Annotated in this window: 10 protein-coding genes, 1 rRNA gene and 1 pseudogene; 11 read left to right on the top strand and 1 reads right to left on the bottom strand. The window is 49.5% G+C overall.

Going from position 1 to position 16,034, the window contains the following annotated elements; translation table 11 throughout:
* The 11 genes and pseudogenes from rrf to I0P70_RS07830 form a co-directional block, all read left to right on the top strand.
* Positions 1 to 88: ribosomal RNA gene (gene rrf / locus I0P70_RS07880) — 5S ribosomal RNA — on the top strand; the annotation flags it as partial.
* Between the two features lie 202 nt (positions 89 to 290).
* Positions 291 to 2,300, top strand: coding sequence for a BatA domain-containing protein (locus I0P70_RS07875; protein ID WP_196116252.1), 2,010 nt, complete (start codon positions 291 to 293; stop codon positions 2,298 to 2,300).
* Between the two features lies 1 nt (position 2,301).
* Positions 2,302 to 3,573, top strand: coding sequence for a dihydroorotase family protein (locus I0P70_RS07870; protein ID WP_196116250.1), 1,272 nt, complete (start codon positions 2,302 to 2,304; stop codon positions 3,571 to 3,573).
* Positions 3,574 to 3,632: 59 nt separating this feature from the next.
* The gene (locus I0P70_RS07865; protein ID WP_196116248.1) at positions 3,633 to 4,142 is read left to right on the top strand and encodes a DUF4199 domain-containing protein; all 510 of its coding nucleotides are present in this window, start codon (positions 3,633 to 3,635) and stop codon (positions 4,140 to 4,142) included.
* Between the two features lie 27 nt (positions 4,143 to 4,169).
* A complete protein-coding gene (locus I0P70_RS07860) occupies positions 4,170 to 4,688 on the top strand; it encodes a DUF4199 domain-containing protein (protein WP_196116247.1) in 519 nt (172 codons plus the stop codon).
* Positions 4,689 to 4,693: 5 nt separating this feature from the next.
* Positions 4,694 to 5,668 (top strand): glycosyltransferase family 2 protein, encoded by a 975-nt coding sequence (locus I0P70_RS07855; RefSeq protein WP_196116244.1) that lies wholly within the window; start codon positions 4,694 to 4,696, stop codon positions 5,666 to 5,668.
* Positions 5,668 to 6,813: a glycosyltransferase gene (locus tag I0P70_RS07850; RefSeq protein WP_196116242.1), complete on the top strand. Its 1,146-nt coding sequence runs from the start codon at positions 5,668 to 5,670 to the stop codon at positions 6,811 to 6,813. The genes I0P70_RS07855 and I0P70_RS07850 overlap by 1 nt, the downstream gene beginning before the upstream one ends.
* A 388-nt stretch (positions 6,814 to 7,201) precedes the next feature.
* Positions 7,202 to 7,936, top strand: a complete 735-nt coding sequence (locus I0P70_RS07845; RefSeq protein WP_196116240.1) for a hypothetical protein — start codon at positions 7,202 to 7,204, stop codon at positions 7,934 to 7,936.
* Between the two features lie 53 nt (positions 7,937 to 7,989).
* Positions 7,990 to 10,641: pseudogene (locus I0P70_RS07840) on the top strand (TonB-dependent receptor domain-containing protein); the annotation flags it as partial.
* A gap of 137 nt (positions 10,642 to 10,778) precedes the next feature.
* A complete protein-coding gene (locus tag I0P70_RS07835) occupies positions 10,779 to 11,927 on the top strand; it encodes a DUF4249 domain-containing protein (RefSeq protein WP_196116236.1) in 1,149 nt (382 codons plus the stop codon).
* Entirely contained in the window at positions 11,918 to 14,395 is a 2,478-nt protein-coding gene (locus tag I0P70_RS07830; protein WP_196116234.1) for a hypothetical protein, read from the top strand. Before I0P70_RS07835 ends, I0P70_RS07830 begins: the two co-directional genes overlap by 10 nt.
* Positions 14,396 to 14,473: 78 nt before the next feature.
* On the opposite strand, the gene purB is transcribed toward I0P70_RS07830, so the two are convergent.
* Entirely contained in the window at positions 14,474 to 15,826 is a 1,353-nt protein-coding gene (gene purB, locus I0P70_RS07825) for an adenylosuccinate lyase (RefSeq protein WP_196116231.1), read from the bottom strand.
* Between the last annotated feature and the right edge of the window lie 208 nt (positions 15,827 to 16,034).

The following is a 16,034-nucleotide window of genomic DNA, read 5'->3' as shown; positions in this document are numbered from 1 at the left end:
CACCTCTTCCCATCCCGAACAGAGAAGTTAAGCCCGGCTGCGCCGATGGTACTGGGGTCACACCCGGGAGAGTAGGTGGCCGCCAACCCCAACAAAAGACAGCCCCTGATTCTGAAAAGAGCCAGGGGCTGTCCCCGTTTGAAGCACTCACATGAAAGGGGGAGCGTAAGCTTGACTAGAGGAAAAATCCTATTATCTTTCCTTTCATAGTATCAGATTATGTCAGAAAGCGTATGGTAATGTTCAGCTGGTGCATTGTATATTTCAAACATCCTCTCTAACTTGTTGACATGGCATTCCTCTATCCTTCTTTCTTATGGGCGCTTGCAGCGATCGCTATTCCGATTGTGTTACACCTCATTCAGCTACGGCGGGCAAAGCGGGTAGAATTCAGTAATGTTAAGTTTATCCAGGTTTCCAAAGATCTTACGGCAAGTCAGCGTAATCTGAAGGAATTACTCATTCTAGCAGCCCGCATTCTGTTCATTACCTTTCTGGTATTAGCATTCGCACAACCTTTTTTGCCTGCCTCAGAAACGGTGCGTCCTGTCGACTCTTCTCAGGTAACGATTGCGCTGGATAATTCATTGAGTATGCAGAACTTTCATGTAGAAGATGATCTGACACTGCTGACTGTAGCTGCTGATCAAGCCAAAAAGGTTTTGGATATTTTCCCCTCTACAACAGCTATCAGCATCAATACTAATTCAAATTATAACAGAGCAGCAATAGTGGGGACTAATGATGCTGTTAATGAGCTCGATCAGTTATCCCATTCTACCAGGCCTTTTGTGAGTCAACAGGTGATGAGTGCCAGCCAGGTAGCTGCTGAGCATGTGTTTTTATTCTCTGATTTCCAGAAGTCATACTTCGAACCCTCTTTGCTGAGTCGTGTTGACAGTAATCGGGTTTATCATCTTGTACCACTCAAAGCGGCAGGTACTTCCAATGTATTTGTAGATTCAGTATACCTGGCTGATGAGTTTGTTCGACCTGGTACAGAGGGTACATTATATGTAAGGCTTTACAATGCAGGGGAAAAGGCCATTCCTGATTGTCCTGTCAAGTTAGTGATTGACAATGTGCAGCTTGCTACTTTAAGCATAGACCTGCCACCAAAGCAGATTACGGAAACAGCGATTAACTTCACAATAAGAGGCGAGGGAAGTAAGCGTGCCTGGGTAGAAGTAGAGGACTATCCGGTTGAGTTTGATAACCTTTACTACTTCGTTCTCCAGCCTTCCGGCCGATTATCAATTACAGAGATCAGTGGGAATGAAGCAAGCCCTCTGCAGCGCTTGTACCGGAACGAGCCATTGTTCCAAATCCAGCGCTTCTCCCCCAATAATATTGATTATGCTCGTCTCAACAGCTCTGACATTATCATACTACAAGGGATAGATGAAATACCAGCTGCCCTTGTTTCTACACTTGATACCTATGTTAAGTCCGGCGGGACCCTAGCAGTTATTCCTCCATCGACTGAGCGTAGTAGCTCCTATGCCGCGTTGATGCAATCGCTCTCTATACCTGCCAGTTTGAATGCAGGCAGCAGCACAAAGACTTCGCTAGGTATTCCGGACCGTGATAATCCTTTCTTTAAAACCATCTTTGCAGACTACGATCCCAAAATGCAGATGCCTGCTTCTGTCAGAAAGCTGGCATGGTCACGTTCCTCTGAAGATATTCTGAAATACAGAGGTGGGGCACCTTATCTATCACGTTTCGATAGAGGACAGGGGAAGGTATACCTGATGGCAGCTCCCTTGCAGCCCGAGCAGAATGAACTAGTCAATCACGCGCTCTTTGTGCCGGTGATGTACCGTTTGGCGATCAGCAGTTATAAGCAGGAGCAGCAGATTGCCTATCGTTTGCAGAATATGGCAATCACAGTTCCTATTCAAAAGCAGGTAGGAGGTGAGAGCATTTTTAAATTGGTGAAAGACAGTACTGTTTTTATACCGGAGCAGCAGGTCAGAGGAGGACGCTTAGTATTTAACGTGCCACCTGATCTTGATGAAGCTGGCTTTTACGAACTGCAACATCAGGGAGAGGTAGTGAGTAGCTTCGCTTTCAATTTTGATAAACAGGAGTCTGTGCTGGATCAGTATAGTCCTGCAGAACTGCGGAGTTTCCTGCCCGAAGGACAGCAGCATGTGCATGTTTACGACTATAGCGATACCTTCTCTGTGAGGAGCGAATTCGAAAAACGATTTTTTGGCGTCACCCTTTGGAAATATTGCCTATTATTGTGTCTGATTTTCTTGATGGCAGAAATAGCTCTAATCAGATTCCTCTAACATGAAACTTCTTCTCAAAGCAGTCCGCATCTACGATCCCTCATCAGCTTTTCATCTTCAGCAACATAACATACTTATTGATAACGGCCTGATCACCTCAATAGGAGGAAATGATCAGCAGGCAGACCAGACGATCGAGATGGAAGGCCTTTGTGTGTCTCCGGGTTGGGTTGACTTGTACGCACAAGTCGGTGAGCCGGGGCTGGAACACAAGGAGGACCTGGAGTCACTGGGTGAGGCTGCAGCCGGCGGTGGTTTCACGGATGTGCTGTGCATGCCTAATGTGCAGCCTGTCGTGCAAACCAAGGGTGCTATCAATTTTATAAAAGCCAAGTCGGCTGGTCTTCCTGTTAATTTAATGCCGACTGGTGCGGTGACAGTTGATACACAAGGAAAGGAGCTGACGGAAATGATTGATCTGCAGCGTGCAGGGGCCGTTGCTTTTAGCGATGGTGCAAAACCACTACAGGGAGCCGAAGTCATCGTGAAAGCTCTGCAATATCTGCAGCCTTTTGATGGCGTGCTGATAAACCGACCAGAACATACCCGTCTGACGGAGTACGGGCAGGTGCACGAAGGCATTGTAAGCACACAGCTAGGGATGAAAGGTATACCTGCCCTCGCTGAAGAGGTAATGGTGACACGCGACCTGCAACTACTCGAATACACAGGAGGGCGACTGCACTTCTCGCTTATTTCTACTGCCGCCGCCGTGGAGGCGATACGTGCCGCTAAAGCCAAAGGCCTGCAGGTAAGCTGCGACGTGGCTAGTTACCAGGTTGCCTATACCGATCATACCATGGTACCCTTCGATACTAATTATAAAGTATCCCCTCCTTTCAGAAGCGAAGCCGACAAAGAAGCGATACTGCAGGGACTTGCCGATGGCACCATTGATGCCGTCGTATCCGGGCACCAGCCGCAAGACACGGAAAGTAAGAAGCTGGAGTTTGACCTGGCGGACTTTGGAATCATTAACCTCGAAACAGCCTTTGCTGTGGCCAATACGACGATGTGCGATACGCTGCCGCTGGAGCAATTGATCGATAAGTTTACCACCGCTCCCCGTCAGATACTGCGAATGCCGGTATGTGGCATAGCCGAAGGAGCACCAGCCTGTCTCACACTTTTTCATCCGGAACTAAAATGGACTCCGACAGTAGCAGGAACCCGGTCTAAATCTAAAAATTCCCCTTTCTTGGGACGTGAGCTTACAGGCAAGGTTATTGGCCTGGTCAACAAAGGGCAGGTAGTACTTAATCATTCTTTTTAATATCTTTATAGCTATATTTTTGTCAGCGGTAATGCTGACGCTGAATAAGCACATAACAAATGCTGAATCAAACGATTGTAAGAGTGGGAGTACGCTATGGCGTACTGTGCGGATTGGCTTCTTTTGTGATCTTACTGGCCTTGCACCTGATGGGCTACAACGCATTGGGAGATGCAGGGCGCTGGAGTTATCTGCCCTTGCCGATATTTATCTTCATGGGCCTGCGCTATTTCAAGCAGTTTCATGATGCTGAGGTCGGTTTCTGGAAAGGCGTACGCGTGAGTCTGTCGGTTACATTCTACACTGCGTTGAGTGCTGCCATGCTGCTATACCTGATGCTATATCTTGCAGGACCTGAGATCATTCAGCAACATGTAGTAGAGCTGAGAGCGTTGCTTGACCAGAGCCGGGAGGCACAGATCAAATTATTGGGCGAAACAAACTTTGAGCAAGCTTACAAGGAACTCGACAACCTGTCACCGAGTATGCTGGCCACACATGATTTTTTGGGGAGGATGTTAGTAGGGGCGATGTTTTCTGTGGTGGCAGCTGTATTTTTCAGAAAGTAAATCATCTTCACATAAACCTCTCTAATCATGACTGAAACCCAACCCTCTGTATCTTCTGTAGCGCTCAAGTATGGCTTTATCGGCGCACTGGTATCTGTTGTATTTACTGCAGTTCTGCTCATAACCGGCGTTAATGTAAGCGGCTGGATAGGCTCCTTAGGCTACCTTATCCTGATTGCTTTTATGGTCATTGCCATGAAGGAATACAAAAAGCAAAATTACGGCTACATGTCTTATGGTCAGGGCCTAGGTATAGGTACCCTCGTATCACTGGCCTTTGGTGTGTTGGGTGGTGTGTTTATGTTCATCTATACCTCATTTGTTGATCCCGAGTATACCTCCAATATGATGGATAAGCAGCGTATTGAGCTGGAAGAAAGAGGTATGAGTGACGAGCAGATCGAGCAGGCTATTGCCATGGGAGAATCTTTCTCCAGTCCAATGATGATGATTGTGTGGTCTATCGTAGGCTACCTGTTCATTGGTTTCCTGATTTCGCTTATCGTAGCAGCCGTGATGAAGAACAAGCGTCCGGAGTTTGAATAAAAAGCATGCAATACCCTTATGATATATCAGTGGTGGTTCCTCTTCTGAACGAAGAGGAATCGCTGCCTGAACTGGTCCGCTGGATCAAGCGTGTGATGCACGCACATAGTTTTACTTATGAAATCATCCTGGTAGACGACGGCAGCACAGACCGCTCCTGGGATGTTATCACTCAACTCAGCGCCGAAGACAACACCGTCAAAGGCATCAGTTTTAACCGAAATTACGGCAAGTCTGCTGCGCTGAACGAGGGTTTTAAGCGCTGTAGTGGCGAGGTGGTCATTACCATGGACGCCGACCTGCAGGACAGCCCAGAGGAGATTCCGGCCCTCTATGACATGATCAAGCACCAGCGCTTTGATCTGGTGTCGGGCTGGAAGCAGAAGCGATTTGATCCGGTAAGCAAAACCATTCCGACCAAACTGTTTAATGCAGCTACCCGCGGCCTTTCCGGCATTAAACTACATGACTTTAACTGCGGACTCAAAGCCTACCGTCAGCTGCTCGTGAAGAGCATTGAGGTGCATGGTGAGATGCACCGCTACATACCTGTAATAGCCAAGTGGCACGGCTTCACGCGCATCGGCGAGAAAGTAGTGCAGCACCAGGAGCGCAAGTATGGCACGACCAAGTTCGGGCTCGAACGGTTCGTGTACGGCTTCCTGGACCTGCTCTCGATAACGTTTGTGAGTCGCTTCAAAAAGCGCCCGATGCACTTCTTTGGTACGTTCGGCACCCTGTCTTTCTTTGTGGGCTTGGGCATTACGCTGTGGCTGATCATTCAGAAAGTATTTAGCCTGTATCCGGATGGCCGCGTACGTGACGTGGTAGACCAGCCCCTGTTCTATCTTTCGCTGGTGGCGGTGATTCTGGGTGTACAGCTTTTCCTGGCCGGTTTCCTGGCCGAAATGATCTCCATGACTTCCAGTAAAAAGAATGAGTACCTGATCCGTGACCGGGCAGGCTTGATCAAGAAATAATGGCAGGGAGGCGCATTGTGATCGTGGGACCTGCGCACCCTTTGCGGGGTGGGGGCATGTCTACGTTCAACGAGCGCCTGGCGATGGCATTTCAGGAGGCTGGTGACGAAGTGGAGATCGTTTCATTCAGCCTGCAGTATCCTTCCTTTCTGTTTCCCGGCAAAAGCCAGTTTACCAGTGAACCTGCTCCGAAGGGCATCACCATTAAGGCGCTGATTAATTCAGTCAATCCTATCAGCTGGGTTCGTACAGGTAATTACATCAGTAGTCAGAAACCTGATCTGATTATTTTCAGGTATTGGCTGCCTTTTATGGGCCCGGCTCTGGGCACCATTGCCCGCCTGGTTAAGCGCAACAGGTATAGCCGTATCCTGGCCATTGCCGACAACGTGATTCCGCACGAGAAGCGCCCAGGCGATGTTCCCTTTACAAAATACTTTTTGAGTGCCTGTCAGGGCTTCCTGACCATGTCGCGGGCCGTGCAGCAAGACTTGCAGCGCTTTGAGCCTAACAAACCCAACGTATACCTGCCGCATCCCCTTTATGACAATTTCGGCCCCGCCGAAGGCAAAGCAGAGGCCTGTGCCGCACTTGGGCTGGAACCCAATTTTAAATATCTTTTGTTTTTTGGTTTCATTCGGGCTTATAAAGGGCTCGACTTGCTGCTTGAAGCCATGGCTATACCTGCACTGCAGGCCATACCTGATCTGAAACTGCTGATCGCCGGGGAGTTTTATGAAGATGCCAAACCCTACCGCGATCTGATTGAAAAACACGGGCTGCAGGACCGGCTGGTACTGCGGACGGACTTCATCCCGAATGCCGAAGTCCGTCATTACTTTTGCGCCGCCGATCTGGTGGTGCAGCCTTATAAGCACGCTACCCAAAGCGGCGTAACACAGGTTGCTTATCATTTTGATAAGCCGATGGTGGTGACAAATGTAGGTGGCCTGTCAGAGTTGGTGCCCCATGGGAAGGTAGGCTACGTCGTATCACCAGAACCAGAAGAGATCGCGGCTGCCATACTTGATTTTTATACCTCAGATAAAGCGCAGGTATACACACAGCAGATCAGAACCTATAAGTTACGCTTTAGTTGGAGTCAGTTTGTAAAAGCAGTATATGAGCTGGCAGATAAGGTATAGCTTTGTCGCTTGTGCTGAATTAATAAAAATGATGCTGACCTGAGGATTACAGATCACTGGTTTTAGCTGAATGAAATTAATGCAAATAAGGTAATTTGCTGTGCCTAAGCCTGTCGTGCTATACCTTCGTTGTGGCGAAATAATTAAGGTCGATTAATGAACATGCGCTAAGAATCTCTGATTCGTCTTTGGCTAAAGACTTTTGGTGTTTCAAAGTCAGGCTGAATAAGGTAAGGTTTAAGTTATATTTCAAGGTGACAGCTTTCCCCAATTGCATGATAATATACTGTAATATTTTTTGAAATATTTTATCTGCAAGCTTGTCATAACATCAAACATACATTATATTTAATGTCTATTTAAGCTGCAAAGCAACCTTTGATTTGATATGCGCAAAAGCCCTGCCTACCTGGTTCTCTTCTTTTTAATGCCCTTTCTGCCCTTTGCTGCCACTGCCCAGGCTGACAGCAGTTTTGTAGACAATGCAGTTTTGAATGCACTGCAGCAATACCGCACCGCAGTTGGAGTGCGCGCTCACTTATACAACGGCCCTGAGTATCATGTGCCTGTTAAGACCCACGTAGAGGGGCATCAGTTCTATCTAGACAAGATCTACCAGAACGGAACCGTGAAGTATGACGGTGCCTGGTTTGAGGATGTACCGATGCTGTATGACCTGGTACAGGACGAGCTTCTGATTGTCAACCATGGAAGCGGACAGCCTCAACGGCTTGTAAAGAACCGGGTGGAAGCCTTCAAACTGCATGAGCATACTTTTGTACAGTTGCAGCCGGACACCACGACCAGCTCTGTAATTCGCCCGGGCTTTTATGATCTGCTTTACAGCGGCGAGGTGCAGGTGTTGATGAAGCGCGAAAAGACTCTGTTTGAGCGTGCCAGCACAGACGGTATGGAGGGTGAGTACAGGGATGCAAGTAAATTCTTCTTGGTGAAGGATGGCGTGTACCATCCGGTTAGTAACAAGCGCTCGGTGATGCGTGTGCTGCAAGACCAGAAAAAGCCGCTGAAGAAGTATGCCAGCGCGAATAGACTTCGCTTCGGTAAAGAGCGTGAATATGCTATCGTGAAAACTGCGGAGCACTACGATTCGCTCAAACGATAAAGTGGCATACTTCCGATCTATCTAAAAATCTGTTTTAGCTCTCACCCTTTTTTATGACCCATTTTTACAGAGCACTTTTGCTGGTATTGATGTGCTGTATGACCATGACGGTGCCAGTGCATGCCCAACAGCGGAACGAGTCTCCGCTCATAAGCGGATCATTCCGCAACATGACGTTGCAGGATTTTGTACAGCGGCTGGAAACCCGGCTGCCCTACAAGTTTTACTACGAGCAGGCTGTGGCCGATAGTCTGGTGGTAAACCTGGAGGTAGAGGGCGAACCGCTCAACCTGGTGCTTGCCCAAATTCTGAAAGGCACGGATTACAAATTTGCCATCACGGAACAGCGGCAGGTTTTTATCACGCGGCAAAATCCGATCATGACGAGTCTGCCTTCCAATTTCTTCAAGGATGAAGAAGAAGCGAGACGAAGCAATCAACTGGCAACGCCAGCCTACCTGCCGCAGCAGCAGGAAAATAAAAAGAGGATACAGTCAGAAATCAAGCTTTACGAAATAGGCACGCCTAATGGGAACAAGACAGGTAAAGCAAACCTGGCCGGAACCCTGCGCGATGCCAGCACAGGCGAGCCAATCATTGGAGCCCATGTATACATTGAATCTCCTTCTATCGGCACCGCATCCGATCAGTATGGCTACTATTCCCTTTCGCTCCCGGTGGGCCGTCACGAGCTGAACATACGGGCAGTAGGGCTAAAGAACACCAAGCGCCAGGTTATACTGCACAGTGATGGCAAGCTGGATATTGAGGTGGAAGAAGATATCCGCTCTCTGAAAGAAGTACTGGTGGAAGCCGAAAAAGACCGCAATGTGACGGGATTGCAGATGGGTATGGAACGCCTCGATATCCGGACGATCAGACAGGTACCGACAGCATTTGGTGAAACAGACATCCTGAGAGTGGTGCTAACGCTGCCCGGCGTGAAATCAGTAGGGGAGGGCGCTACAGGTATGAACGTACGTGGTGGCTCCACTGACCAGAACCTGATCCTGCTCAACGATGCCACCATCTATAACCCATCACACCTGTTTGGTTTCTTCTCCGCTTTCAACCCGGACGTGATCAAGTCGGTGGAACTTTACAAAAGTGCCGTACCAGCCCGTTATGGCGGACGCCTGTCCTCTGTACTGGAGGTAACATCCAGAGAGGGTAACAAAAAGCAGTTTAGCGGAACGGGCGGCATAGGTCTGCTCACAAGCCGTCTCACACTGGAGGGGCCGATCATCAAGGACAAGACCTCGATCCTGGTGGGAGGGCGCTCTACCTACTCTGACTGGCTGCTCAAAAAGATACCGAATAAGTCGTTCAGCAACAGTGAAGCATCTTTCTATGACGTGAACACGCATATAAGCCACGAGATAAACGAGAAGAACAGCCTGTACCTGACCGGTTATACGAGCAAAGACCGCTTTAAACTGGCCGCTGACACCCTTTACCGTTTCCAGAACCAGAACGCCAGCCTTAAGTGGAAGCACAACTTCCATAACAAGCTCTACAGTGTGGTAACCGGAACATACAGCCACTACGGCTACGATATTTCAAACGAAGAGAATGCCGCCAACGCTGCTATAATGGACTTTGGCATCAGCCAGACAGGGATGCAGGTAGACTTCAACTACTTTCCTGACTCCAGGCACACCCTTGATTATGGTGCGAGCGCCATTCGCTACGAAGTGAATCCGGGTAGCCTGGTGCCAAACCATGAGGAGTCGCTGATCAAGGCAGACAAGTTGCAGCAGGAGAAAGCCATCGAAAGCGCGTTATACCTGTCTGACCGCTATGACATCAGCCAGAAGCTATCTGTATCAGCTGGTTTGCGCTACTCTTTCTTTACAGCTCTTGGAGAGCGAGACGTGCTGGAGTATGTGCCAGGTATGCCTAAGACGCTTAACACGATCGTCGATACGGTTTCTTATGGCAGTGGCAAATCGCTTGCGACCTACCACGGGCCTGAGTTCAGGCTATCGGCCCGTTACGTGCTGTCAGGCAACTCATCAGTGAAAGTGAGCTTCAACAGGCTGCGCCAGTACGTGCACATGCTCTCTAACACGGCGACCATGGCTCCTACCGATACCTGGAAGCTGAGCGATAACAACATCAAACCGCAGGTAGGCGATCAGGTGGCGATTGGCTACTACCGCAACCTGCGCGCCAATACCATTGAGTTTTCGGCAGAAGCTTACTACAAGTGGATGCAGGACTTCCTGGACTACAGAAGTGGTGCCAGCATCATCATGAACCACCACATCGAGACGGATGTAGCCAATGCTGAGGGCAAGGCTTATGGCGTGGAACTGATGCTTAAGAAAGCGACAGGTAAACTCAACGGCTGGGTAAGCTATACCTACTCCCGCACCATGGTGCGCCTGGATGATCCGGCTGTGTCAGAAGTGATTAACAGAGGGGAGTGGTATGCGAGTAACTTTGACAAGCCGCACGACCTGACCATGATCAGCAACTACCGCTTTAGCCAGCGTTTCAGCACATCGGTAAACTTTACCTACAGTACAGGGCGCCCTATTACGCTGCCGCTGGGCAAATACTACGATGGCGCTTCACACCGCATCCTGTACTCAGACCGCAACCAGTACCGTATTCCTGACTACTACCGTGTAGACCTGGCTCTGAACATAGAGGGCAACCATAAGATTGCAAAGCTGGCGCACAGCTCCTGGACTGTGGCAGTATACAACCTGACAGGTCGCAAAAACCCTTACTCCGTTTATTTCAAATCACAGAAAGGACAGATCAGAGGGTACAAAATGTCCATCTTCGGGCATCCAATTCCTACTATCACCTATAATTTTAAGTTTTAATTGCCATGAAGATCCGGAACTGGAAAAACCCAATTGTCTGGCTTGTGATGCTCCTGGTGAGCGGTTGCGTAGAACCATACTTTCCTGAAGTATTAGAGTCACCCAGCAGTTTTCTGGTAGTCAATGGCTTCCTGAATGCCAACGGGCGCACGACCATACAATTGCTCCGCACTCAAAACCTCAACGATACTGGCACACCTCCAGCTGAAGAGAATGCTACGGTGGTAGTAGAGTCCGAAACTGGCGAGCGCTATGGCCTGCATGAAACAGGTTATGGAACCTATGTGCACCCTAACCTGCAGCTGAACATTGGTGCGAAGTACAGATTGTATATCCGCACCAGAACAGGCAATGAATATGCGTCGGATTATGTAGAGGTGAAACCTAGTCCTCCTATCGAAAATGTACATTGGAAAGCAGAAGGAGGCGAGGTGAAGGTCTATGTAAATTCTCAGGACCCAAACAACAACACGCAGTACTATAAGTGGGAATATGAGCAGACCTGGCAGTTCCGAACAGCTTTTCATTCCATTCTCATTTATGATAAAGGACAGGTGCGTTTTCGTGAGCCGAGTGACGACCCTATTTATGTATGCTGGAAATCAGAAAACTCTACCCGAGTTGAGATAGGCTCGTCGGTGAAACTGAACGAAGACAGGATCAGTGACTATAGGCTTTTCTCTATACCTTTTGATTCAGAAAAGATCAGTATGAAGAACAGTATACTTGTGAAACAGTATGCACTGACCCGTGAGGCGTACGAATACCTGGAGATGTTGAAGAAGAACACTGAAAGTATTGGTACCCTTTTCGATCCGCTCCCTTCGCAACTGACCAGCAACATCCGCAGCTTGTCTAACCCTGAAGAAACGGTGATTGGCTACATAACAGCCACAACCATGGAGACGAAAAGGATATTCATAGATAGCCGTGACCTCCCGCGCGATTGGCGACTTTACTATCCGACTTGTGAAATTGATACCGTAATGATCAGCTCAGGTATGGTGCATGAGCGCTTCACAGGAGGCTATCTGGTGCCTGTAGATGAAATTTATGGTAATGGTCCGGGGCCAATCGGCTATACCTTCGGTACACGCGCGTGTGTGGATTGTACAATGCAAGGCACTAACATGAAGCCTGCTTTTTGGGAATAGATGTCATACCTGAAACAAACGCCCCAATGATGATCAACTCTGAACATAATCAACCTCAGCCTGGCATGAAAAGGTATGCGCTGCGCACCTTGCTCTGCTTTGCACTGGGAATAGCAGGTATAGGTACAGTAAACGCCCAGTCTGGCCAGGCTAACGAGGCCGTCAGCAGTCTGCAGAAGCACCGGCATGCATCGCTGCAGGAGAAGCTATACCTGCACATCGACAGACCCGTGTATGCCTGTGGCGATGAAATGTGGTTTAAGGTATACAGCGTAGACGGCAGCCTGCACCGCCCACTGGACATGAGCAAGGTGACCTATATAGAGCTGCTGGATGCGGGCCAGAAGCCTGCCCTACAGGCCAAAGTAGCCATGAAGGACGGGGCTGGCAGTGGCTATCTGCAACTACCCACCACGCTGAAATCAGGCAACTACACTGTGCGGGCCTATACCAGTTGGATGAAAAACTTCGATCCCGAGTTCTACTTCCAGCAGCAGGTAACGATTATCAATACCTTCGAGCAGCTACCAAAGCAGGAGACCCCGAAAGCCAAGGGCTATACCTTGCAGTTTTTCCCGGAAGGAGGAAGTTTGCTGGCAGGTGTGGCGAGCCAGGTAGCTTTTAAAGTAACAGAAAGCCAGAGCGGCAAAGGAACTGCGCTGGCTGGCCAGGTTCACGACCAGGACGGAAATGAAGTAGCAACGTTTGCGCCGCACAAGTTTGGCATGGGCCGTTTTACGTTTACGCCTGAGCAGGGCAAGCGCTATACGGCCAAACTCCAGCTGCCTGACGGAAGTACTCTGGAACAGGCCTTGCCGCAGGTACACGAGCGTGGCTATACCTTGCAACTGACAGACACCACTGCTAACTATGTGCACATTGCGGTGCATTCGGTAGGCAAGCCAGATGAACATGTATACCTGTTGGGGCATACCCGTCAGCAGGTGGTCATCTCAGAAAGGTCGCTGCTGCAAAACGGCAAGTTTGTGTTCAGGGTAAATAAAGCTGACCTGGCAGACGGCATTACACACTTCACTGTATTCAACACAGCTGGGCAGCCGGTGAGCGAACGCCTATACTTTAAGAATCCTTCAAAAGAAATAGCCTTGCAGGTTGCTGCGTCGCAGCCGCAGTATAGTCTGCGCGATAAGGTCAGCCTGGAGCTACAGGCTTTTTCGCAATCCCCGGCAAATTTGTCGATGGCGGTGTACAAACTGGACTCGTTGCAAATGCAGCCAGAGGCACATATTGCCAGCTACATCTGGCTTGAGTCCGACCTGAAAGGCTCGATCGAAAACCCTGGCTATTACTTCTCCAACGAGGGTCGGACAGACCGGCTGGGCATGGATAACCTGATGCTAACCCATGGCTGGAGCCGCTTCACTTGGAATGAAATACTGGAAAAAGAACCGGCTAAGCACTCCTTTTTGCCTGAAAACCATGGCCATCTGCTCTATGGAAAAGTAACGCATAAGAGTTCAGGTCAGGCTGCTCCGGGCATCTTGACTTACCTGGCGTCACCGGGTCATCCGATTCGCTTTTACAATGCCAGCAGCAACGCCGATGGCAAGCTGATGTTTGAGCTGAAGGACTTCTATGGCAATAAGGATATTGTGCTGCAAACTGATTTCACGAAGGACAGCACCTATCACTTTGAGTTGTTCAGCCCTTTCTCGTCACGCTATTCCTCCAGCACGTTATCTGCTCTTCAGCTTGCCGAGTCGAGAGAAGGGGATATCAGAGCGCGCCACATGCAGGTGCAAGTCGAGCATGCCTACCATGGGGCGTATCGCAATAGATTCCGTACGCCAGGTATAGACAGCACTGCTTTTTATGGCCAGCCATCGGAGCGTTACCTGCTCGATGATTACAAGCGCTTTAAAGTAATGGAGGAAGTGATGCGCGAGTATGTGCAGGGAGTACAGGTTCGCCTAAGAGGCCGTAGTTTCCACTTCATGGTCATGAACCGCCCTTACAAGTCTATTTTCCGCCAGAACCCGATGGTACTGCTGGATGGTGTGCCTGTGTTCAACATTGACAAAATCATGGCCTTTGATCCGCTGAAAGTGAAGCAGCTGGACGTTATTGCCAGTCGTTTCTTCCACGGTCCGCTGGCTTACGAAGGTTTGGTAAGCTACCAAACCTATGCAGGTGATCTGGCAGGCTTTGAACTGGATCCGCGTGCCCTGATGCAGGCATATGAGGGACTACAGCAAAAGCGTGAGTTCTACGCACCGGCCTACGACACACCCGAGCAGAAACGCAGCCGACTGGCCGACTTCAGAAACCTCCTGCACTGGTCTCCTGAGATCAAGCTACAGCCTGGCAAGGGAGAGCAGGTGAGTTTTTATACCTCTGATCAGCCTGGCACTTACCTGGTGGTGGTGCAGGGCCTGACAGCTGACGGCGAAACCGGCTACGAACTGCTGCAGATCAGGGTGAATGGCCCGGTTGCACAAGGACAGTAATCCATTAGCATAGCCCCTATAAAAAATAGCCCCTGCCAGTACGAACCAGCAGGGGCTATTTTTTATAGGGGCTATATCTTACAGCAGTTGCACACCAGTATAGGTATAAGGACTTATCTTTTTCAGTTCAGCTTTAATCGCATCACTCACCTGCAGGGTGTCAATGAAGTTGGCTATTGTCTGCTCGGTGATTTTTTCGTTTTTGCGGGTCAGGTCTTTCAGCGCCTCGTAAGGCTGCGGGTAGCCTTCGCGGCGCAACACGGTCTGTATACCTTCTGCCACAACAGCCCAGTTTTCTTCCAAGTGATGGCGCAGGGCAGCCTCGTTCAGTTCCAGTTTTCCAATACCACGCTCCAGCGATTTAAGGGCTATCAGTACATGAGCCAGCGGCACACCAACGTTTCGCAGAACGGTGGAGTCGGTAAGGTCGCGCTGCAGGCGGGAGATCGGGAGTTTGGCTGAGAGATGCTCCAGCACAGCATTGGCTATACCTAAGTTGCCCTCTGCGTTCTCAAAGTCGATCGGATTAACCTTGTGCGGCATGGCCGAAGAGCCTACTTCGCCGGCTTTGATCTTCTGCTTGAAATAGCCCATCGATACGTACTGCCATACGTCGCGCGAGAAGTCGATCAGGATGGTGTTCAGGCGCTTGATTCCGTCAAAGTAAGCGGCAAGGTTGTCGTAGTGCTCGATCTGGGTTGTATACTGGCTACGGCGTAAACCTAGTGCCTCTTGTACGAAGCGATTGCCAAACGCAGGCCAGTTCACATCCGGATAGGCCACATGGTGGGCGTTGAAGTTACCAGTCGCGCCGCCAAACTTAGCCGAAAAAGGCACCTGGCGTACCTGCTGCAGTTGTGCTTCGAGTCGTTCAGCAAACACCATGATCTCTTTGCCCAGACGCGTAGGAGAGGCAGGCTGTCCGTGGGTATGGGCCAGCATCGGGATGTCTTTCCAGGACTGCGCCAGGTTCACCAGCGTCTGGTGCAGCTGCTGGTATAGTGGCATGAGCACCTTTTCATCGGCTTCGCGCAGGGAGAGCGGTATAGCCGTATTGTTCACATCCTGCGAAGTCAGGCCAAAGTGAATGAACTCCTTGTACTGGCTGAGGCCGAGGTTGTCGAATTTCTCTTTGATAAAATACTCTACCGCCTTCACATCATGGTTGGTGGTCTTTTCCGTTTCCTTGATGCGCAGCGCATCGGCCTCTGAGAACTGCTCGTAAATAGCCCGCAATTTAGCAAATTGATAGGGAGGCACGCCTTCCAACTGTGGCAGCGGCAATTCGCACAGGGCAATGAAATACTCAACCTCTACCAGCACGCGGTAGCGGATCAGTCCGAATTCAGAAAAATAAGCAGCTAGCTCTGAAGTATTGCGGCGGTAGCGGCCATCCACCGGTGATATGGCCGTGAGTGATGTCAGATTCATGGAAAAGAGGATGTTTCGTCTGTCAAAGATAAGCAGTAATGCCAATGCACGCCAAATAAGCAGAAGTCTATTTAGCAGGTATAAGTGGCTTAGGACCAATTATAGTGTTATGGCACATAAAAAAGAACGGAAGGGTGAATTTGCCTGTTAGTTTAATGTAAAATGCTGTTAATGAAACAATTGGTATCTTTCTTGCGGTTGAAGCAGC

The organism is Pontibacter sp. FD36 (assembly GCF_015686655.1).
Classification (GTDB): Bacteria; Bacteroidota; Bacteroidia; order Cytophagales; family Hymenobacteraceae; genus Pontibacter.
This window is presented reverse-complemented; position numbering and strand designations above follow the sequence as displayed.